20 protein-coding genes are annotated in these 18,808 nt (G+C 60.0%); 11 read left to right on the forward strand and 9 right to left on the reverse strand.

What is annotated here, in order from left to right:
- Positions 1-125 precede the first annotated feature (125 nt).
- From ACR30Z_RS05595 to ACR30Z_RS05610, 4 genes are all read left to right on the forward strand, one after another.
- Positions 126-1,490, forward strand: a complete 1,365-nt coding sequence (locus ACR30Z_RS05595; RefSeq protein WP_434371495.1) for an MFS transporter — start codon at positions 126-128, stop codon at positions 1,488-1,490.
- A gap of 262 nt (positions 1,491-1,752) precedes the next feature.
- Positions 1,753-2,748, forward strand: coding sequence for an NADP-dependent oxidoreductase (locus ACR30Z_RS05600; protein ID WP_434371496.1), 996 nt, complete (start codon positions 1,753-1,755; stop codon positions 2,746-2,748).
- Positions 2,749-2,777: 29 nt separating this feature from the next.
- Positions 2,778-3,632: an alpha/beta fold hydrolase gene (locus ACR30Z_RS05605; RefSeq protein WP_144647845.1), complete on the forward strand. Its 855-nt coding sequence runs from the start codon at positions 2,778-2,780 to the stop codon at positions 3,630-3,632.
- Between the two features lie 12 nt (positions 3,633-3,644).
- Positions 3,645-4,247, forward strand: a complete 603-nt coding sequence (locus tag ACR30Z_RS05610) for a TetR/AcrR family transcriptional regulator (RefSeq protein ID WP_434371497.1) — start codon at positions 3,645-3,647, stop codon at positions 4,245-4,247.
- Between the two features lie 13 nt (positions 4,248-4,260).
- Here ACR30Z_RS05610 and ACR30Z_RS05615 read toward each other — a convergent pair whose 3' ends face one another.
- Entirely contained in the window at positions 4,261-5,448 is a 1,188-nt protein-coding gene (locus ACR30Z_RS05615; RefSeq protein WP_144647841.1) for a TerC family protein, read from the reverse strand.
- 182 nt (positions 5,449-5,630) lie between these two features.
- On the opposite strand from ACR30Z_RS05615, the gene ACR30Z_RS05620 reads away from it, so the two are divergent.
- Both ACR30Z_RS05620 and ACR30Z_RS05625 read left to right on the forward strand, forming a co-directional pair.
- Positions 5,631-6,074, forward strand: coding sequence for a hypothetical protein (locus ACR30Z_RS05620; protein ID WP_144647839.1), 444 nt, complete (start codon positions 5,631-5,633; stop codon positions 6,072-6,074).
- A complete protein-coding gene (locus ACR30Z_RS05625) occupies positions 6,071-6,376 on the forward strand; it encodes a winged helix-turn-helix domain-containing protein (RefSeq protein WP_144647837.1) in 306 nt (101 codons plus the stop codon). Before ACR30Z_RS05620 ends, ACR30Z_RS05625 begins: the two co-directional genes overlap by 4 nt.
- 52 nt (positions 6,377-6,428) lie before the next feature.
- On the opposite strand, the gene ACR30Z_RS05630 is transcribed toward ACR30Z_RS05625, so the two are convergent.
- The 6 genes from ACR30Z_RS05630 to ACR30Z_RS05655 all read right to left on the reverse strand — a co-directional run bounded on the left by ACR30Z_RS05630 (position 6,429) and on the right by ACR30Z_RS05655 (position 9,726).
- Entirely contained in the window at positions 6,429-7,499 is a 1,071-nt protein-coding gene (locus ACR30Z_RS05630) for a hypothetical protein (RefSeq protein WP_434371498.1), read from the reverse strand.
- A 103-nt stretch (positions 7,500-7,602) separates the two neighbouring features.
- Positions 7,603-8,007 carry a DUF6188 family protein gene (locus ACR30Z_RS05635; RefSeq protein ID WP_434371499.1) on the reverse strand — a complete coding sequence of 135 codons (405 nt, stop codon included), beginning with the start codon at positions 8,005-8,007 and terminating at the stop codon, positions 7,603-7,605.
- Positions 8,004-8,285 (reverse strand): hypothetical protein, encoded by a 282-nt coding sequence (locus tag ACR30Z_RS05640; RefSeq protein ID WP_434371500.1) that lies wholly within the window; start codon positions 8,283-8,285, stop codon positions 8,004-8,006. The genes ACR30Z_RS05635 and ACR30Z_RS05640 overlap by 4 nt, the downstream gene beginning before the upstream one ends.
- Positions 8,282-8,509 (reverse strand): hypothetical protein, encoded by a 228-nt coding sequence (locus ACR30Z_RS05645; RefSeq protein ID WP_434371501.1) that lies wholly within the window; start codon positions 8,507-8,509, stop codon positions 8,282-8,284. Before ACR30Z_RS05645 ends, ACR30Z_RS05640 begins: the two co-directional genes overlap by 4 nt.
- Positions 8,510-8,692: a PLD nuclease N-terminal domain-containing protein gene (locus ACR30Z_RS05650; protein WP_434371502.1), complete on the reverse strand. Its 183-nt coding sequence runs from the start codon at positions 8,690-8,692 to the stop codon at positions 8,510-8,512.
- 167 nt (positions 8,693-8,859) lie between these two features.
- Positions 8,860-9,726, reverse strand: a complete 867-nt coding sequence (locus ACR30Z_RS05655; RefSeq protein ID WP_434371503.1) for a hypothetical protein — start codon at positions 9,724-9,726, stop codon at positions 8,860-8,862.
- A 292-nt stretch (positions 9,727-10,018) separates the two neighbouring features.
- Here ACR30Z_RS05655 and ACR30Z_RS05660 point away from each other — a divergent pair, with 292 nt between their 5' ends.
- The 3 genes from ACR30Z_RS05660 to ACR30Z_RS05670 all read left to right on the forward strand — a co-directional run bounded on the left by ACR30Z_RS05660 (position 10,019) and on the right by ACR30Z_RS05670 (position 13,842).
- The gene (locus ACR30Z_RS05660) at positions 10,019-12,913 is read left to right on the forward strand and encodes an NPCBM/NEW2 domain-containing protein (RefSeq protein WP_434371504.1); all 2,895 of its coding nucleotides are present in this window, start codon (positions 10,019-10,021) and stop codon (positions 12,911-12,913) included.
- Positions 12,914-13,156: 243 nt separating this feature from the next.
- Positions 13,157-13,606: a hypothetical protein gene (locus ACR30Z_RS05665; RefSeq protein ID WP_434371505.1), complete on the forward strand. Its 450-nt coding sequence runs from the start codon at positions 13,157-13,159 to the stop codon at positions 13,604-13,606.
- Between the two features lie 38 nt (positions 13,607-13,644).
- Entirely contained in the window at positions 13,645-13,842 is a 198-nt protein-coding gene (locus ACR30Z_RS05670; RefSeq protein WP_434371506.1) for a hypothetical protein, read from the forward strand.
- A gap of 160 nt (positions 13,843-14,002) precedes the next feature.
- On the opposite strand, the gene ACR30Z_RS05675 is transcribed toward ACR30Z_RS05670, so the two are convergent.
- Entirely contained in the window at positions 14,003-14,410 is a 408-nt protein-coding gene (locus ACR30Z_RS05675; RefSeq protein WP_434371507.1) for a very short patch repair endonuclease, read from the reverse strand.
- A gap of 234 nt (positions 14,411-14,644) precedes the next feature.
- Between ACR30Z_RS05675 and ACR30Z_RS05680 the strand changes: the two genes are divergently transcribed.
- Together ACR30Z_RS05680 and ACR30Z_RS05685 are read left to right on the forward strand one after the other, a co-directional pair.
- Entirely contained in the window at positions 14,645-16,078 is a 1,434-nt protein-coding gene (locus ACR30Z_RS05680; protein ID WP_434371743.1) for a DNA cytosine methyltransferase, read from the forward strand.
- A complete protein-coding gene (locus ACR30Z_RS05685) occupies positions 16,047-17,189 on the forward strand; it encodes an MvaI/BcnI family restriction endonuclease (protein WP_434371508.1) in 1,143 nt (380 codons plus the stop codon). Before ACR30Z_RS05680 ends, ACR30Z_RS05685 begins: the two co-directional genes overlap by 32 nt.
- Before the next feature lie 923 nt (positions 17,190-18,112).
- Here the strand turns inward: ACR30Z_RS05685 and ACR30Z_RS05690 are convergent.
- The gene (locus tag ACR30Z_RS05690) at positions 18,113-18,313 is read right to left on the reverse strand and encodes a hypothetical protein (RefSeq protein ID WP_434371509.1); all 201 of its coding nucleotides are present in this window, start codon (positions 18,311-18,313) and stop codon (positions 18,113-18,115) included.
- Between the last annotated feature and the right edge of the window lie 495 nt (positions 18,314-18,808).

Here is an 18,808-nt window from a genome sequence, read left to right on the forward strand (position 1 = left end):
CCCGCGGAATTCCGGGGTTTGTTCCTGAGCCAACCCGGATGATCCAGCAAAATGTCTCGCCCCTGAAAGTCCGCACTGCGGGCCCGTTTCGTGACCCGAGGCAACAATGGACCAGACTGGGTTGGGTGACCGCCAACAAACCCCGTCCCGGCCTCGCAATCGCCGCGCTGAGCCTCGGGACGGCGCTGAACCCGCTGAACTCGTCCATGATCGCCGTCGCGCTGGTGGTTCTGCGGGAGCACTTCGAACTCGACGTCGCCACCGTTACCTGGGTGATCACCTCGTTCTACTTGGCGTCCGCTGCGGGGCAGCCCCTCATGGGCCGGCTGGCTGATCGCTTCGGCCCGCGTCGCTTGTTCATGTTCGGGATGGCGCTCGTTGCGGTCACGTGCGCGATCGCGCCGTTCCTGCCCAACTTCGCGCTGGTCTGCGTGGCCCGCGCACTCATGGCTGTGGGGACCGCGACGGCGTACCCGTCCGCGGTCGTCATGGTCACAGAACTGAGCCGGCTGGCTAACCTGCCGTCCACGCGACCGCTTGGCCGGATCCAGATGGCGAATACGTCCGCGGCCGCCGTTGGCCCGGTAGTGGGCGGCCTGTTGGTGAGCCTTGTTGGCTGGCAGGCCCTGTTCGCCATCAACGTTCCCATCGCGTTGCTCGCCATGATCGTGGTCTATAAGGCGGCGCCGGTGGATACAGGCCGGGAGACAGGTTCGCTTGGGACGCTGATCCGCGATTCCGACATTCCCGGCATCCTCGCGTTCGTCACCTCGCTCATGCTCGCCATGATGGCGCTGCTCAACGTGATGCCCGGCTACCGTTGGCACCTCCTGGGCGCGGCCACCGTGATCGGCGCGCTCTTCGCCTGGCGCGAGCTGCGCTTCCAGCCACCCTTCCTGGACCTCCGTCTACTCGGACGGAACCGGCCACTGCTGCTGGTCTATCTGCTGTTCGTCGTGTTCAGCGGCGTCTACTATTTCGCGTTCTTCGGCCTTCCGCAGTTGCTGCAGGAAGCAGGCCATTACGACGCCGGTGTGGTGGGCCTGCTGATGCTGCCCCTTGCGGCGTTGTCTGTGGTGGTGACGCCGCTGACCGTGCGGTTCATTGAGCGGTTCGGCGTGCGGTCCGTGCTGATCGCCGGGGTGCTGATTCTGACCATTGCTGCGGGGACGCTTGGCTTCCTGACGTGGACCTTGTGGGCACCGTTGGTGTTCGTGCTGACCGCGTTGATGGGTGTGCCCTATGGGGTAGTTAGTACTGCGTCGAACCAGGGTCTGTACGTTTCTGCCCGACCCGAGGAGAGGGGGGTGGCGGCCGGAATCTTCCAGACCTGCCGCTACCTCGGCGCAATCACGGCCACCGTGCTGATCGGTGTGCTCTACGGCCCTGGTGTGAACCAGGCGAACTGGGGGCTTATGGTCCTGGTGATGCTCGGGCTCAGTGCCGTGGTGCTGGTGCTCGCGGTGATGTGGCGTAAGCCTGCGGTTTAAGGCTCCAGCGGGATCAGTAGTCCCACGGCTCCGGTGATCGAAAGGGCCGCACGAGCATGATTGGCCGGTACCCGACCCCGCAGGAACTGATCCCAATCTTGACTCGGGCCGAGGGCCAACCGGTTATTGAGCTGCATATTGATTCCCATGGCTGAGGCGAATCCAACGGCCATTTGAAAACATGGCTTGAGACTACCTTGACCAAATAACTGAGTGCACTCATAATTGAGTTAAGTCAGAAATCTAGCAAGGGAGAATCGACATGAAAGCCTTCGTCCTCACCCAGTACAAGGAACAGCTGCGGCAGATCGACGTACCTGAGCCTGAGCTCGGGGATCACGATGTATTGGTGGAGGTCCACGCAGCAGGCCTGAACCAACTGGACGAGAAGATCAGGTTGGGGGAGTTCAAGCAGATCCTCCCGTACAAACTGCCGCAGGTCCTGGGGCACGATGTGGCAGGCGTGGTTCTGCAGGTCGGCCCAGAGGTGCGGGCCTTCAAGGCGGGCGATGAGGTCTTTGCGCGCCCCCGCAAAGACAGCATTGGCACGTTCGCTGAACGCATTGCCGTCCCCGAGGAAGACCTGGCCATCAAGCCGGCCACGATCAGCATGGAGGAGGCTGGCTCGCTCCCGCTCGTGGCCTTGACAGCATGGCAGGCGCTGGTGGAACGCGGAAACGTTGGCCCCGGCCAGAAAATACTCATCCATGCCGGCGCTGGGGGAGTGGGCTCCATCGCCATCCAGCTGGCCAAGTACTTGGGAGCCACGGTAGCCACCACGGTCAGCGCAGGGAACAAGGACTTCGTTCGTGAGCTCGGCGCTGACGTGGTGATTGACTACCGAACCGAGGACTTCGTGGAGATCCTTCACGACTACGACCTCGTTCTTGACAGCCTCGGCGGCGAAAATCTGGAGAGGTCCCTGAAGGTCTTGAAGAAGGGCGGCAAGGCCATCGGCATCGCGGGGCCGCCGGATGCCGGATTCGCCCGACAGCTGGGTGGAAATCCTGTGCTAGTGGGTGTGACCACCCTGCTGAGCTCGGGTATTCGCCGCAAGGCCCGCCGTCTGGGTGTGATCTACGAGTTCCTCTTCATGCGTGCCGACGGGAACCAGTTGAGGGAAATTGCGGCGCTCATCGATGCCGGGGACATCAAGCCGGTCGTTGGCCGTGTGGTGCCGTTCGACCAGACGGCCGATGTCCTTGCTGCCTTGGAAAAGGGCGGCGTCCGCGGCAAGACCGTCGTCAGCCATCAGTAGCCAAACCACAAACCGACAGGACAAACATCATGAGTGAGCAGAACATCCAGGCAAGCGGGTACCTGAACGTACCCGCTAAGACAGTGACGGCCGACGGCATCAGCTATGCGTACCGGGAGATGGGGCCCAAGGGCGGGGTTCCGGTGGTCTTCCTGATTCACCTCGCCGGGACCATGGACAACTGGGATCCGCGCATCATCGATCCCATCGCGGCGAAGCACCACGTGATCACCTTCAGCAACCGGGGAGTGGGCGCGTCCACTGGAAGCGTTCCGGACAGCATAGAAAGCATGGCCGACGACGCCTCCACCTTCATTCATGCACTCGGCTATCAGAAGGTGGATCTGTTCGGCTTCTCACTCGGTGGAATGATCGCCCAGTCGCTGGTCCTCAAGCACCCATCCTTGGTTCGCAAGCTGGTGCTGGCCGGTACGGGTCCTGCCGGTGGGGAAGGCATCCAGAAGATCATCGGAACCACCTACTACGACATGCTCCGCGCCACCCTTACCCGGCAGGATCCCAAGGAGTTCCTGTTCTTCAACCGGAACGCCGCCGGTAAGCCGGCCGCGCGAGCCTTTATCAATCGGCTCAAAGAACGCACCACCAACCGTGAGGCGCCCATCAAGCTCCAGGCGTTCCAGACGCAACTTAAGGCCATCAGACGGTGGGGGCTGTCGCCGTCGGCCGATCTGGGCGTCATCACCCAGCCGGCGCTGATCGCCAACGGGGATAACGATCGCATGGTGCCGTCAGTGCTTTCAAGTGATATGCACCGACGGATTCCCGGCAGCGAACTGGTCATTTACCCCGATTCCGGACACGGCGGCATCTTCCAGTTCCATGACAGGTTCGTCCCTGCAGTCCTCGAGTTCCTGGGCCGCTGATACGGTAGCTGAATGCAGCCTGCGCCCCAGACCCTTGGCCGACGCGAGCGGAACAAGCAGGAGAAGCTTGACCGCATCACCGCCGCCGCACGAGAGCTTTTCACCCAATACGGAGTGGACGAGGTCACCACCCAGCAAGTGGCGGAGAAGGCCGACGTCGGAACGGGAACCTTGTTCCTCTACGCCAAGACCAAGGCGGAACTGCTGCTGCTGGTGCACAACATGAAATACGCTGAGGCGCTCGCCTCGGGCGTCGATGCTGCTTCCACGGAAAAGGCTGTTCTCGACGCAGTGATGGCCATCGTCACTCCCATCGTTGAGTGCAATCGAGTCCAGATCGAGAACGGCCGAACCTACCTGAAGGAAATCGTCTTCGGAGATCCCGCCGAGCCGCACCATGCAGAGGCGCTGTCTCTCACCATTCGCACAGAAGAGGCCATCGCCGAGGTCCTTGGTAGGGACGAGGCTCTGGTTGCCCGCGATCCGTCGAAGCTGGCACGGATAGTCTCCTCCATCATGTTCGTCAGCATGTCGTCGTCGGCCACCATGGGACTCACGGACGCCCAGGTTGGCGACGAGATCCGGGATCAGATCAGCGTGCTCCTGGGCGCCTGACCTCGAACGGGGACTAGCGGTTGAGGAACGCCTCGTGCTGGCGGTGCGCTTCCTTCACCTGCTCGCGGATCTTCTCCACGTCCTTGGCCTTGTTCCGATACTTCAGCGGCATCTGGACGATCTGCGCCTCTTCCGCCGTCAGTGCGCGGTAGATACGCTCGCGCTCGTTGGCGTCGGCGGTGTAGTCGAGGTCGAGGTAGTCCACCGCGTGACGGCGGGCGTTGTTGATGGCCGTCTGCGCCTTGCCCGCTGGGCTGATCAGTGAGAGCACCACGGTGACGACCAGGACGCCGATGATGACACTCAGGGAGAGGCCGGTGGTGATCTCGATGACGTTGACGTGTTCGCCACCATTGATGAACGGAAGGTTGTTCTCGTGCAGGGCGTGGAGGATCAGCTTGACGCCAATGAAGGCGAGAATGGCTGCCAGGCCGTAGGAGAGGTAGATGAGGCGGTCCAGCAGTCCGTCGATCAGGAAGTAGAGCTGGCGCAGGCCCATCAAGGAGAACGCCGTCGCGGTGAAGACGATGAAGACGTTCTGGGTGAGGCCGAAAATTGCCGGGATGGAGTCGAGCGCGAACAGGATGTCCGTGCCGCCGATGGCCACCATCACCAGAAGCATGGGAGTCAGGGCCCGCTTGCCGTTGACGACGGTGAAGAGCTTGTCGCCGTCGTACTTGTCCGTGGTGTGGAAGAGCCTCTTGGCCAGACGGATGATGAAGTTGTTCGCTTGGTCGTCGCCATGGCCGTCCGGCTTGAGCAGGTTGCCTGCCGTGAGCAAGAGGATGAGTCCGAAGATGTAGAACACCCAGGCGAACGAGTTGATCAGCGCCGCACCAAGGAAAATGAAGCCAGTACGGGCAATCAGCGAGAACACGATGCCGAAGAGCAGGACCTTCTGCTGATCTTCACGCGGCACGCGGAAGCTCGCCATGATGATCAGGAACACGAACAGGTTGTCTACCGACAGGGCCTTCTCCGTGATGTAGCCGGCGAAGTATTCCGAGCCCATTTGGGCCCCGCCGAACACCAGGACCAAGATTCCGAAGACCACCGCCAGGCCAACGTAGATGGACGACCAGATGGCCGCTTCCTTCAGGGACGGGACGTGTGCCTTCCGGATGTGGAAGAAGTAGTCGAAGGCCAAGAGCGCCAAAATGACGACGATGGTAATACCCCAGATAAGGGGAGAAACGGTCATGTGATCCTGCTTTCGTGAGGCTGGGGCGTGTAACTCACCGAGGGTCAAAAACTCTTGGGTCCAAATTTACCGGGACTGGTGGGGTGGGTGGTAACTAGGTGGCCGTATGTTTGGAAAGTACTTGACAGCATGGAAAGTACTTTCTAGTGTTCATTTACTGATCATTCAACTTTGGGGGAACCATGAATGAGACCACAGGCAACTTGTCAGCAGCTGAAGCACGCGAACTCCTGGCCAAGGCAGACTCACTCGGCGCAACGTCAGTCAACGCGGCTGCCTGGCCTGTGGCCGTGATGTTCACCAGCCTCGCGATCATGGGTTCCCTGCTGATGATCGGGATGCACATCGTCCTCCACACGGGGTACGGCGCGGCCCTTCTGGCCTGCTCGGTGGGAGCTTGGGGTGCCATCACAGCGTGCGTCTGGCCCATGTTCCAAAGGTCAACAAAAGCCGGGTACACCAAACGGTTCCTAACGTCCCTGATCGCCTACTTCGGCCTGTACGTTGTGGCGCTCGTTTGCGGAGCGTACTTCTTCCCGAGCGGCAACCTCTGGTTCTTCATTCCGGCTGCTGTTGCCTTGGCTGCCATCGGCATGGGTGCCGCGTTCCGCGAGCTGCGCGCATGAGCACGCCGGCCGAACACCCGCGCCACAAGCTCAATGAGCTGGTCCATTCACCAGTGCGGTTTTCCATCATGGCCGCGCTCGCTAAGGCAGAGTCGCTGGACTTCAAGGACCTGCGCGATGCAATCCAGGTCAGCGACTCCGTTCTGAGCAAGCAGCTCGCGATCTTGGAGAAGGCCGAGTTCGTGAAGATCAAGAAGAGCTTCGCCGGTAAGATGCCCAGGACGTCCGCAAGCCTGACGGCCGCAGGGCGGGACGTGTGGGCAGCGCACCTGCAAACGCTGCGGGAAATTGCGGGCGGCTGACCTGCCGCACCCGCGCGAGGATGTACGACGGCGGCCGCGTCCGGTTTTGCGGTTAGTCGCCGGAGGCCAATTCCCACTCGTCCTGGTTGTGTTCCCGATGCCAGTGCTGGCGGGGCTCCCCGGATTCGCGGACAACGTCGTTGAGCCAGAACGTGGAGTCGGGGTTCCACCCGGCGATGACACTTGCCGTTCCTTCGTCCACTGTGAGCGCGCGGCCGGCCAAGCGAAGGTAGCCCGCGACAGTGAGGTGGACGGCGTCCCATCGTGAGCTTGCCCTTTCCCAGTCAGGGATGACCCAGCGGCCATGGCGGCCCGTGGTCCGGAACCAGTCGTGCCTGCGGGAGGCAGTGACCTCCAACGGGAATTGCCGGCATAGCTCAGTCCAGTCTCCGGCTGTGTAGATCTCCAGGATCCGTCCCGTTCCGGCAACTGGGATGGCGGTGGCGTTATCCCAGCCCAACGAGTCCTCCACCAGTTCCAATCCCTGCGGAACCTGCGCTGTCGTCTGGAGGAGGTTGTGGGGCATTGACCACCAGTCGCCGCCCACGTTGGCCCTAATGTCTGCAGGGCGTTCCCACGCAGCATGGACCTCCCCGGCCCGTTGGTTGCGCGCCCACTCTGCCAGCTTCTGGCGGGGATTTCCTGGGAGGGGCGCAGGGTCTTCCGATGAACGCCAATCGATGTTCCACTGCACGGGTTGCGCCTTCTGGTTCCACCACTGAGTTGCGGGTGAATCGACAAAGCTTTTCGCGACGTGTGCCAGACTCTCGGTGATTTCCTCGGTGGCGGCAAGAACGTCCTCGCCGTCCGGTTCCTGCCAATACCAGGCGGTGTCGACGGCGCGCTCCAAAGCTTTCTGAACCAGCTCTTTGGTGATGCCCTTGAGATCCAAGGATGTGATCATTGCTGCGAGTTCATTCACGGTCGGCTCTGGAGGGGGAGGTGGCGCCTCGCCGGACGGAGACATGGTCAACATCTTCCGTGATCTCCCGGCCCCAGGATCGAGTTTGTATCCGAGGTGGAAGACGGCGATCCGAATGTCCTGGTCCATTTCCATCGCGAGTTCAAGGCACAGGCGCCGCCCACGTGGTCCGCCTAACAGCTGCTCGACGTTTGGCTCCATGAAGTCATCCTTGCAGCTGAACTCCCAGCACGCTGAAGCACGACGCCGGAACGCGCCCTGGGTGCCTGCAGCGTGGCAAATAGTTGTGCAGGCTCCGCTGGGATTACTCTGTGTCGAGACCCCACCTTGCAAGGCTGCCGCCAGGAGTGGAAACCAACAGCAAGCCGTCAGGCCCATTGAGAGTCCACGCCTCGTATTGTTCATCGGCCGGGACAGCAATGGCGCTACCGTCGGCGAAATCCAGGTGAAGGGTTCCACGGTCGTCAGCGATCCCTGCCGTGACTGAGGAACGTGCGATCGAGAGCGCTGGACCCAACAGGGAAGGAACCCCGGCGGGGTCGAGACGATGAGTCAGGCCGGAAGCTGTCTCGTAAATGAATTCATTCTCGACCCTGAGGACAATGCCGCCTTGGGTCTCGATGCTGAAGGCATAATCGACCATGCAACGGACAATCTCGTCCGGCCCGAATGTCGTGGGCCACGTCCACAGCATGCGTGAGGGCTTCATTGGCTCGCCGCTCCTGGGCGCATCCACTTTTGAATCTCCGGCCCGGCTACGTCCATAAAATTAGTGACCACCTGCATGGCGTCGTCGGGTTGCCCACCCCATCCGTCATACGCATCATATGCGTCATCAAGTTCAACCAACTCTTGCGCTATTGGGTGTCCTTCGTGGCCGACAATCCGGTGCGCCCACGATGCGAGTTCCCTTAAGGGCAGGGTTCCATCGATGGTTTGGCTGGCGTAATGGTAAGCCGCCACAAGCTGGGCATCGTCCTTGCTCATGTCGCCCGTCGCCACGCCCAGCTCTCTGAGAGCATCGTCCATAGTACTCCGAGCTCGAAGACGTTGATGTTCGGCGAAGCGCCGGCAAGTTCGCGGAGGGCCGGACCGTCGAGCCCTTCGACCAGGGCGTCCGTCGCGGCCGCGATAGCCGCTGCTGCCGCATCTTGCCTGATAGCCCACAATGCTTGTGCGGCAATCAAGGCCACAGTGGCTGTACCCAACACCTAAAGAGTCTTCCGCAATCGCAGGCGACTACCCAAACCATTTAGACGCGGCTTGGCATAGAGCCACACCACAACCCCGAACAGCGGCATCACGAACAACAACAGCACCCAGATGACTCGGCTTGTTTGATCGAGGCGGTCCTCCCGCAGGACATCGAAGATTGCCCAAATGTTAGATCCCATGACGAAGACGGCGGACAGTCCCGCCAACATTGCCAAAAGCCACTGCCACGCTTCCGTGCCGTCCCCCTCAAACCAACTGGTTCGGTCCAAAATAGCACTCGCTTTATAGGAGCACGACGGCGGAACGCGCCTTCGTACCGAGGCTTCCGGCTCGCGCTTTGCTCGCTTCAGACCAGCGCGGTCATCACATTCCAGCCTTCGCCGATCTTCTTCCGTGGTTCAAGGAAGCGGCTGCCGACACCGGGGTAGAGCCAGAGGTCTCCGTTGGTGTCGCGGGCGATGATCTGCGAATAGCCGGGGTAGTTTCTGTCGAACCGTCCGGTGGCGATGATGGCCGTCATGGCGTTCCAGCCTTCGCCGACCTGCGAGCGGGGCAGCCACCCGCCCTTGCCGTCACCGGGGTAGAGCCAGAGCCGCCCGCTGGTGTCGCGCGCCATGACGTCCCGCTTGCCGTCTTCGTTGAAGTCGCCGCGACCGATCAGCGCGGTCATCACGTTCCAGCCGACACCGATTTGGACCCTTGGGTGCCAGCCTCCTTGGTGGTCGCCCGGGTACAACCAAAGGCGGCCCTCCACGTCGCGGGCGATGACGTCGGCACAGTAGTCGCCGTCGAAGTCGCCAGGTCCCATGATGGCGGTCATCGCGTTCCAGCCGACGCCTACTTTGGTTCGTGGTTTGAGGTACCCGTAACCACCGGGGTAGAGCCACAGATCGCCGTTGATATCGCGGGCAAGGAGGTCATCGTTGAACTCACTCTGGAATTTCCCCGCACCGATGATGGCGGTCATCACATTCCAGCCTTCGCCCATTTTGGAGCGGGGTTTCTTCCAGCCACCCAGACCATCGCCGGGGTAGACCCAGAGGTCGCCGGCTGCGTCGCGGGCGAGGACGTCGTCGTCATAGCCGGTGTTGATGTTGACGTAGTCCCAGTTGTTCGCAGGGACACTGAAAGCACGCGCGTTTGGCTGGTTCGCGTGTGCCGGAACCGCAGTTGGCCCGACGAGAAGAGCAGCCGCTGCGAGAGCGGTTCCCACGAGCAACGGGCGTCTCTGCTTTTCGGGCGTTTGCCGGCATGAATTCGAGGTCGATTTTGATCGGAACATCACTGTTACCCCCATTAGCAACATAGCCATCACGCGATGCACCGGAGCATAGTCTGATCGGGCGGATTTTGTTAGAGGCGGCGGCCAAGCACCCGAGCCGCCAGCGGTCTGGCGGCGATTCTCGCTGTTCATACCTGTGCATTTCGTTGCCCCCACCGCGCAAGGAACAGAAACTCCTTGAGGAAACCCACTCAATGAGGAGCCTCACTTGCACCCACAACCCATGGCCAGGCGTCTGGCAGCAACTACCGCTTCGGCGGCACTAACGGCAGCATTGCTGGTCACCGGAATCGCAACCAGCCCAAGCGCCACCGCAGCAGAACCACCAATGCCACCCACCGGCGTCGTCTATGCCAGCGACGTTCCGTGGGCAAGCATGACCAACGGTTGGGGGCCGGCGGAACTGGACATGAGCAACGGGGGCCAGGCCGCCGGTGACGCGAACCGCCGGCCGCTGACTATCGGTGGCACTGTCTACGCGAAGGGGATCGGCACCCACGCGGCGTCGTCCATTACGTACAACCTGGGGGGTCAGTGCAAGCAGTTCCTTGCGCAGGTGGGGGTGGATGACACTCAGGGCGACCGCGGGCGCGTGGACTTCAAGGTGTTGGTGGATGGCGTGGAGCGGTTCGCGGGGGAGCGGAAGGGGACCGATGGGTCGCTGCCCGTCAACGTGGACCTCAGCGGCGGCAACACGCTGCAGTTGAAAGTGGAGACCGGCCCGGAAGGGAATGGCAACGACCACGCCGACTGGGCAGATGCACGGATCAACTGCTCGGACGCGTTCATCGCAGCACCGCTGCGGGTCGAGGGCTCAGCCGGGACCAACCTCAACGGGCTGGTCCCGGGGACGCCGGCCACCGTCGTCGTGCGTGACCTCAAGCCGCTCAGTCCTGTTAGCTTGAGCCTTCGCGGCGAAAAGATGGCCGACGCCGTCGCTGACGCCACCGGCGCTGCCACCATCACCGTCGTGGTGCCTGCTGGAGCCGCGGGCGGGGCCACGGAAATCGTTGCCACCGGGACGGGCCCCTTTGATGTGGCCACGACAGGCAAGATCGGCGTGTTCATCGTGCAGCTCAGCGATGCGAAGTTTTATGTGGATTGCTCGGCCCCTGCGCCCGGTGACGGCAGCCAGGGAAGCCCCTTCAACGCGATCGCACAGGTCAACGGGCACGGGGCGTTCAACGCCGGCGAGTCGATCCTTTTCCGGGCGGGCACCGACTGTGCCGGCGCGCTGACCCCGGTAGGTACCGGCGTCGCAAACCATCCCATCACGCTCTCCAGTTACGGCGATGGCGAGAAGCCCACCATCAACGGTGGCGGCGCAGTGGCGGCCATCCAGATCACGAATGCCAGCCACTGGACGGTCAGTGGCCTGCGTGTGGTGAACCCTTCGGACACTCCGGTCCGCCGGGTGGGGATCCTGTTTGAGAACAGTGGAACGGCGCAGACAGCCGGAATTGTGGTCACGGGAAACCATGTGGAAGACGTGGCAGGGTGGCGCAATAAGGCCACGAACGGCGCTGGCTTTGCGCAGTCGGCCGGCATCATGGTGCGCACCTGGGGCAAGGGCTCAGTGGACGGCATCACCATCACCGATAACGAGGTCAACGACACCGCCGGCGGTGGTGTCAAGATCTCCGCGCCGGACACCACCGAGCGCTACAACACCAAGGTCTACGTTGCGCGGAACGAGATCCATGATGTGGGCGGCGATGCGATCGTGATCCATAACTCGGACGCGCCGCTGATCGAACACAACAGGGGCCTGAACCTCGGGCAGGGCGCCCACCCGTATGAAGGCGGCAACTTCGCGGGCATGTGGCCGTACAACTCCAAGAACCCGGTGTTCCAGTTCAACGTGGTGGGCAACAGCACCACCTCCACGTACGATTCCACCGCCTGGGACTGCGACATGAAGATCGTGGGAACGTGCCTCTTCCAGTACAACTACTCGTACGGGAACGCCGGCGGCTTCTACCTCAACTGTGTGTCCAATTGCGGCGGCGGCGCTACTGCGGCGAACGTGGTGCTGCGCTACAACATCGCCCAGGACGATTGCCGTCTGGGCGGCAGCAGCAGCGGCACCGGCAAGCACTACATCTACAACAACACGTTTTACTGCCCGTCGCGTGCGTTTTTGGATGACATGACCGGTCCGCGCGAGGTACGGAACAACCTGTTTGTGGCGCCGGGCGGCGTTCTTAAGCCCGCTGCTGCTGTGTATGCGAACAACGCGTACTTTGGCGGGATCCTGCCGCCTGCTGGAGAGACGGGGTCGGTGCTGGGTAATCCGCGGTTGGTTGCGGGTGGTTCGGGGCAGTCTTCGTTGGACGTTCCCGGGTACCGGTTGTCGTCAGGCTCGCCGCTGTTGGGTGCCGGCACTGTTGTGGCCGACGACGGCGGCAGGGACTTCTTCGGTAACGTCACCTCTGGCGGGGGTTCTGTTGGGGCTCTTGTCGGAGCGCCGAACATCGGTGCGTATCAAGGGCCGGGAGTTGCTGCTTCTGCGTTGCCGTTGGGCGCGTTGGTGAATCAGACGTCGGTGGCGAACGCGGCCAATCCGCGGAACGGAGCTGTTAGTTCGGATCGTCGGACGTTCTCGGAGGAGGCGCTGGCTGCGGCCGGGCTTGTCTCGGGCTCGTCGTATTCGGCCTTTGGTGTCTCGCCCGTGTGGCATCCGACGGCTGTGGGGACTCCGGACACTGTGAAGGCTGCCGGGCAGGAAGTGGCACTGTCAGGGCGCGGCCGGACTTTGCTGGTGACTGGCTTCTCCACCGGCAACGTGTCCTCCGGGGTGGCGACGGTGCATTTCACCAACGGGCAGAAACGCGACGTGGTGCTGTCGCTGCCGAACTGGCGCACCGGGGTTGCTACGGATACTTCGGTGGTTGTAGCTTCCTCGGCCTATCACCAGCGGCACACGCAGGCCTACATCGGTGGCCCGTCGACGGTGGTGCGGGTGGATGAACCGGCCCGGGTGTTTGCCACGAAGATCGACATTCCGCCGGCTTTCGAGGTCTCCAGTGTCACGCTGCCGCAGGGGAGCGCGCTGGTAGATGAGGGGCTGAACATCATGGGCGTTGCCGTGGGTAATGTTCCGCCGGGGTTGAAGTAATTCGTTGGTTGCTTGAGGTAGGCCAGGTGTGGGATCCGCAGCGGGCGGGTCCCACACTTGTTTGTGCGGGTGTTCCCAGGGTGTCATCACCTAGACGAGGGTCGATTAGTACTCATCCTTGGGCTTTCGACACCTATTTTCAGTGGAATCGCCACCTATATCGGCCATTGCGCGTCTGTGCGGGCATTTCGTGGGAGCAGGCTGTGCGGGTCAAAGCAAGATCGTTCTTCACTAGGAGCAGTCATGATCCTGAAGCACATCAGAAAGATCGTAGTCGTCCTGGCCGCAAGTGCTGGCCTTGCCCTAACCGGGTTGGCTCCCGCCAACGCAACTGAACCTGCCACCGCGCCGCAAGCGGCCGCCGTCGAGGTCTCGGCCGAGACGAACAGCCCAGCGCCGCCGGAGCCTGCCGGGCAGTATTACTCGTTCTGTACCAATCTGGGGGCTTCCTACACCTGGACCAATAACGACCCGATGACATGTCCCGGTTACCTCGATGTCTATATCGGTGGCCAGCAAACTGCGCACTTGAACATCGGAGGAAGCCCGGGGAGCTTGTTGTGGAGTTGCGCTCTGGGAGTGGGCCTGAGCATGGTCACCATTTTTGTTCCCGGGGGAGCACCCATTGGATGGGCCTTAGCGGGAGCGCTTTCCTCCATGGGAATCGCATTGGTCGGTTGCGCGGGTTGGTAGCCCGTACGACCGTCTAGTGACGACAAGGAGCAGCCGTTATGAAAAGCAAGGTTCCGCATCCGGTGCAAGTCGCTGCATTCTTCGCTCTGGCAGTTGTGTTCGCTACGTGGCAGCCGTTCGTCTGGTGGCGGGTGGGCGCTGCGGTTCTCATGCTGGGGTTTGGTTGCTACGGCCTTTATGTACTGCGGCGGAGCAAACGTGCGGAGTCTACACAGGAGCCCAGCGAGCTTGAGTGACCGGGAAGTTGATGATGGCCTGCGGACTAACGTCCGCGGGCCATCGCTCTGTTAACGGGTGTTTGGTCGGGGCGAGCGCTGACCGCCTCACAGGAACTGCAGCCGTTCTGCGGTTCTGTTACTTACTGCGCGATACCCAACGATGGTTCCGGTGTTTGAACTAGGCAAGAAAGTTCTTTACTGCTCCGAGATAGTCGTCTCCCGATTTAACTTGACATTCCCAAACGACCATAGCCTTCCAGCCCTTAGCTTCAAGGTGAGATTTCTGTTCAACGTCCCGCAGGTGGTTCCGCTCGCGTTTGTCGCGCCAGAACTCCGTATTGCTCTTTGGCAGCCTTACTCCAACGGGGCAGTCATGGCCATGCCAAAAGCAACCGTTGACGAAAATCACCTTCTTGCGCGACGGAAACACGATGTCTGGCTTGCCAGGCAACGATTTGTCGTGAAGTTTGTACCGGTAGCCCGCTCGGTGCAGGAGTGATCGGAGGGCAAGCTCTGGCTTTGTGTCCTTCGAACGAATCTTGGCCATGTGCGCACTCCGGTCCTCAGGTGTCATGAAGTCGGTCACATCTGAATTTTAGTACTTCGAAGACGATGGTCCGCATGAGCTTCGTGTGTGAGCAGCTAGACCGCCGTTCCACTGCGTGCCCGAGGTACGAGGCAGGGCCGACTGGGAAGGCTAGGTTAAATACACGAGCGAGTGCACGCCCGCTGCTGACACTATGCTGTCAGTCCCTCCGCCTAGACTTGAACCCATGTCCACCGGAAGACCGTCTTGGACATACGGCAGAATGGACTAGTGATGAAATATGTAGACCTGTTCTCCGGCTGCGGCGGCCTGTCCCTGGGCCTAGAGCGAGCTGGTGCAGAGTTGATTCTGGCCGTGGAGAAGTCGGATATGGCTGCCCGGACGTTCTACCACAATCTGGTGGGCGACATGTCTGACAGTCGTAAGTGGCAGAACTATGTTGGCCGATCCGTGCGCGAACAAGTCGAATCGCGCGTTTTGGTGAACGAGCTCGGTGTGCTGCTTGGGAGCGACGATACGATGGCGGAATTAGCAGCTGAGAGTCTTGACTTCGTCGTGGGTGGTCCTCCATGTCAAGGCTTCTCCCTCGCCGGACGTCGAAACCCTCAAGACATACGAAATCAATTGCCGTGGCAGTTCCTGGAGTTCGTTGAGCGAACAAGGCCGCGTGCGGTAGTTATCGAAAACGTGGTCGGTATGGGACGAAGGTTTAGTAGTGAGGAGGAGTCCTCATTCAATCAGTTGCGTTTGGCTTTAGCGGAGACGGAACCAGGTTACGTGGTTCAAGCCATGGAGGTAAATGCCGTCCACTACGGGGCACCGCAACATAGGCCCCGACTCTTAATCGTCGGCTTGAGACGAGACGTAGCCGATGGCGCCTTAGTCAAAACGTCATCCTCAATTTGGAAATCAAACTTTATTGACCTTATTGATGAGGTGCTTCCTGCCCTTGTCCCTGTGCCAACTTTGAAATCAAATGAGGTACGAACTGTCGGTGATGCCATTGCAGACTTGAACTTCTTGGGTAATAGCGAGTATGCGCGGAACCACGAAGAGTACGTTAAGACAATGTCTGACGAGCAATGGCGACTTTCTAAAAAGGCGAAGGGAGAGAAGCTGAACCATGTGCGGCGCCGCCATAATGAGCGAACCGTATCCCGTTTCAGACTCTATCAATATCTTGCCAACCAAGGTCTGAGTCCGAGAATTTTGAGTCAAACCGCCGATGGTAGTGACACCGAAGTGCAAAACAGAATAAGGTTGCAACTTCAGGGGGCTGATTTCCCTGCGTATGCTCCCGACGGAACGCATCTTGGCGACAATCTAGAAGAAATAGTTCAGATGGTTTTTGGGCTGAGAACAAAGAAGCACTCTCAGCGGGTGCTTGCTTGGGCCGAGCCAGCTCGGACGGTGGTGACTCTTCCGGACGACTACGTACATCCGCTGGACCCAAGAGTGTTTTCGGTGCGAGAGCTAGCCCGCTTTCAGGGCTTTCCTGATGACTTTGAGTTTCTCGGCAAGGAAACCACGGGCGCTCATCGCAGACGGGTTGAGGTTCCTCAATACTCTCAAGTAGGGAACGCCGTGTCTCCACATCTCTCCTGGGCGGTTGGTAAAATGCTTCGCCGAGTCCTCGAGGCGGTGCCGCCGTCCTGCGATGCCTTTGACTCTGGGAATGAGCGCAGCCTTGTCGATTCCATCTTCTAGGGTTGTCACGTTCCTCGCAGAGAGGGCCATTCCATTCAGTTATATTAGGACCACCGCTACAGGCCTTCGTAAGTCAATCCTGAATGCGCCAGTCGATTTCAGAGACTTGATGAAAACGTCGGGCCTCCACGAGTATGAGACGCAGGGCTTCGGCCCCAAATTCAAGGTCCTTTTACCAGTCGATGTGATCACAGGTTCTGGAGCGATGATCGAATCGACAATGTCGCTGTACCGTGCCAAGACTAGAGGCGATGAGCGTGTGTGGCTGCCTTCAATCGATGACGTACTCGAAGCCGGTGATGTTCTGATAGTAGCGATTGTCGGTGGCCGGCTTCGTTGCTTTAATGGCTCTCATTTGAGTAGCGAGAGTTTTCGGGAAATTTCTGAATTGCTTAAAGCGCAAAATGAGCCCTCGATATTCGAAGAGCTGTTAGCACGACTTCGTATTCTGGGGTCGAGGGGATACATCGCTGCGCCGCAAGCTGGCAGCAGCTCCGTAGGCCGCCTCCTCGAACAGGAGCTTGGAATACCAATGAATTCTTCCAAGAACCCTGATTACAGGGGAATCGAATTGAAGGCTGGACGCATAACAAATGCGCGCTCGAACCTTTTTGCTCAGGTCCCGGACTGGGAAATTAGTCCGCTCAAGTCCTCGGCCGCGATATTAGAGTCATTTGGTTATGACACTCCAGACGGTAAGAAACTCTCATCTACTCTCTCAATTCGATCTGCTAATTCTCAGTCTCTTTTCCTTCATCTTGATAGAGATACGCAGCGTCTGCATGCTCGATCTAATCCACTTGAGCCTGAAGATGTTGTTTCTTGGTCTTTGGAGAAGCTGGAGGAGCGATTGTTTCAAAAGCATTCGCAAACCATTTGGGTTGATGCTGTGAGTCGCATGGAAGGGGGAGTCGAGTATTTATGGTTTGTAGGACTTGAGCGGACTGCCAATCCGATTTTCCCCGAGTTTTTGAGGCTTTTGCGCCGCGGTAGAATAACCGTTGATTTTCTTATCAGAAGCGATGGTGATAAAGGATTTCTTTTCAAGATTAGCCCTCGAGACCGCTCCGCTCTTTTCGAAGGATCTAGGTACTTTAATTTGGTCGAGTAAGACGAAACAATGTCGTGGGCAAGTCCCTTGGTGATGTGATATGTGACGCAACGTTGGAAGCATTGAATGAGTGGTCGAGTGCAGCAACTGCGAGCAGTATGGTTTCCTTGGAAAAATTTGAGCTTTCTGAGCTTGTGCGTGGTTAGCCTTGCTTCACATTCTGTTCGTTGGGCCGGTTCCGCGGGCTCGCAGCGCATTGTTCCAGCTGACTGCGATCTCCGACTGGAAGACGTTCAGTCCCCCTCCGGCCGCCGGGTGCGTCCTAGAAGTTGGGAAATTGCCCGAGACGGAAGACCCAACTGAGGTTCTTGTTGGATTGAATGTTCGATTTATTGCCGCCGATTGAGGCCTATGAGTCCGTCTGTCAGGATCAGTACCTGGCCGGCTTAGCTGACGGCCGGACTTGTTTTCACTGCTCATCGCTGGATCATCGGAAAGCATGAACCTGAGGGAGCTGGTTGGTCCTTCTGCAGAGTTAGCACCACGCTGAATTTATGGTTCCGAACAACAACCACTCAATGACCACCATCCGTGACTCCGCGCCCCAACTGTAGTGCGGGCATCACTGGTCAACTCAGGTGACGTCCCGGTCAGTCGACGACCAGATCGTGGTGCATCATGTCCATGTGCGTGCGTGAGGGCGGCCAGATTGAGTGAGTCATGGACGTCTTGCAGCTCTTTGGCTGCTACGGGGTTTAGGATTCCTGCATCCAGAAGTGATGGTAACGGGGTGCGCGCTTCGTAATAAACCCGGCGGGTTTAACCGCTGGGCTGATCGTTCCAGCCGGCGGCCGTCTTCATGGGGTAGCAGGCGGTTCTTCCCTTAGTTCCCCAAGGGTGTAGAGCTCGTTGAGCAACACCAGTTTCTCGTGGTCTTCGTACCGGGAACGCTTGCCGGCGTCCTCAGTCGTTGTTGCGCTGCTCTACATGTGCGTTGTCGGTGTGCCGGTACGGCCGGCGCGGGTGAGCGGGATGTTCTCCTCGGCGGCCCAGACCGCGACCTGATGGTTGACGAATTGACGGCCGTTACCGAAGACGATGCCCGTGGCCGGTTTGGGCAGTTCCTCAAGGATGGCTTTGTTGGCATCAAGGACTAGCCGGTGTCCACAGCTTCTGATGTACACGGCGCTCGTCCACCCCAGAAACACGTCCGTCGCCGTAAGGGTTCACAGGTAGTTTAAGACCAGATTGCTGGCAATGGGATGCCGTTTTCGATATCCAGGGGCTCCGGCCGCTGTTCCAACGGAGTGCCCTTCCAACGCACCGGGATGTCTTGCCGGAGCGTGGTCCCGGCCTTGGTTGGCGAAGAAGGCTTTGGTGGTCTTGAGCGTGCGCTGATAACGGTCGTACGTCGCTCTCGACATCGACAGCAGTCCCCCGGATCTCACCGATGAACAGAGCAGCCGCGGGACCAAGTTTATGAAAACACCGCAGAGCCTCCAGTGAATACTGCATCACCACGGCCAGACTCTCCCCACACGGTTTCACAGCCGGTCCAGGGTCCGTCACCGCAGCAACCGAATACCTACGCTCCCGCTGTCTGGGAATCTTCGGCGGCACTCGATCCGCATCGCGGCGGGCGGCCGGCCGGTTACTTTCACCATCGCACCTAGGATCGC

The sequence above is a fragment of the Paenarthrobacter sp. FR1 genome, assembly GCF_051106045.1.
Lineage (GTDB): Bacteria > Actinomycetota > Actinomycetes > Actinomycetales > Micrococcaceae > Arthrobacter > Arthrobacter nitroguajacolicus_A.

Excerpts from the sequence above, each read along its gene's own strand:
- ACR30Z_RS05640 (WP_434371500.1), bottom strand. The coding sequence starts at position 8,285 with ATGAGCAAGGACGATGCCCAGCTTGTGGCGGCTTACCATTACGCCAGC.
- ACR30Z_RS05615 (WP_144647841.1), bottom strand. The coding sequence starts at position 5,448 with ATGACCGTTTCTCCCCTTATCTGGGGTATTACCATCGTCGTCATTTTG.
- ACR30Z_RS05600 (WP_434371496.1), top strand. The coding sequence starts at position 1,753 with ATGAAAGCCTTCGTCCTCACCCAGTACAAGGAACAGCTGCGGCAGATC.
- ACR30Z_RS05605 (WP_144647845.1), top strand. The coding sequence starts at position 2,778 with ATGAGTGAGCAGAACATCCAGGCAAGCGGGTACCTGAACGTACCCGCT.
- ACR30Z_RS05630 (WP_434371498.1), bottom strand. The coding sequence starts at position 7,499 with ATGGAGCCAAACGTCGAGCAGCTGTTAGGCGGACCACGTGGGCGGCGC.
- ACR30Z_RS05670 (WP_434371506.1), top strand. The coding sequence starts at position 13,645 with ATGAAAAGCAAGGTTCCGCATCCGGTGCAAGTCGCTGCATTCTTCGCT.
- ACR30Z_RS05665 (WP_434371505.1), top strand. The coding sequence starts at position 13,157 with ATGATCCTGAAGCACATCAGAAAGATCGTAGTCGTCCTGGCCGCAAGT.
- ACR30Z_RS05620 (WP_144647839.1), top strand. The coding sequence starts at position 5,631 with ATGAATGAGACCACAGGCAACTTGTCAGCAGCTGAAGCACGCGAACTC.
- ACR30Z_RS05610 (WP_434371497.1), top strand. The coding sequence starts at position 3,645 with ATGCAGCCTGCGCCCCAGACCCTTGGCCGACGCGAGCGGAACAAGCAG.
- ACR30Z_RS05680 (WP_434371743.1), top strand. The coding sequence starts at position 14,645 with ATGAAATATGTAGACCTGTTCTCCGGCTGCGGCGGCCTGTCCCTGGGC.
- ACR30Z_RS05625 (WP_144647837.1), top strand. The coding sequence starts at position 6,071 with ATGAGCACGCCGGCCGAACACCCGCGCCACAAGCTCAATGAGCTGGTC.
- ACR30Z_RS05660 (WP_434371504.1), top strand. The coding sequence starts at position 10,019 with ATGGCCAGGCGTCTGGCAGCAACTACCGCTTCGGCGGCACTAACGGCA.
- ACR30Z_RS05685 (WP_434371508.1), top strand. The coding sequence starts at position 16,047 with ATGAGCGCAGCCTTGTCGATTCCATCTTCTAGGGTTGTCACGTTCCTC.
- ACR30Z_RS05635 (WP_434371499.1), bottom strand. The coding sequence starts at position 8,007 with ATGAAGCCCTCACGCATGCTGTGGACGTGGCCCACGACATTCGGGCCG.
- ACR30Z_RS05650 (WP_434371502.1), bottom strand. The coding sequence starts at position 8,692 with ATGGGATCTAACATTTGGGCAATCTTCGATGTCCTGCGGGAGGACCGC.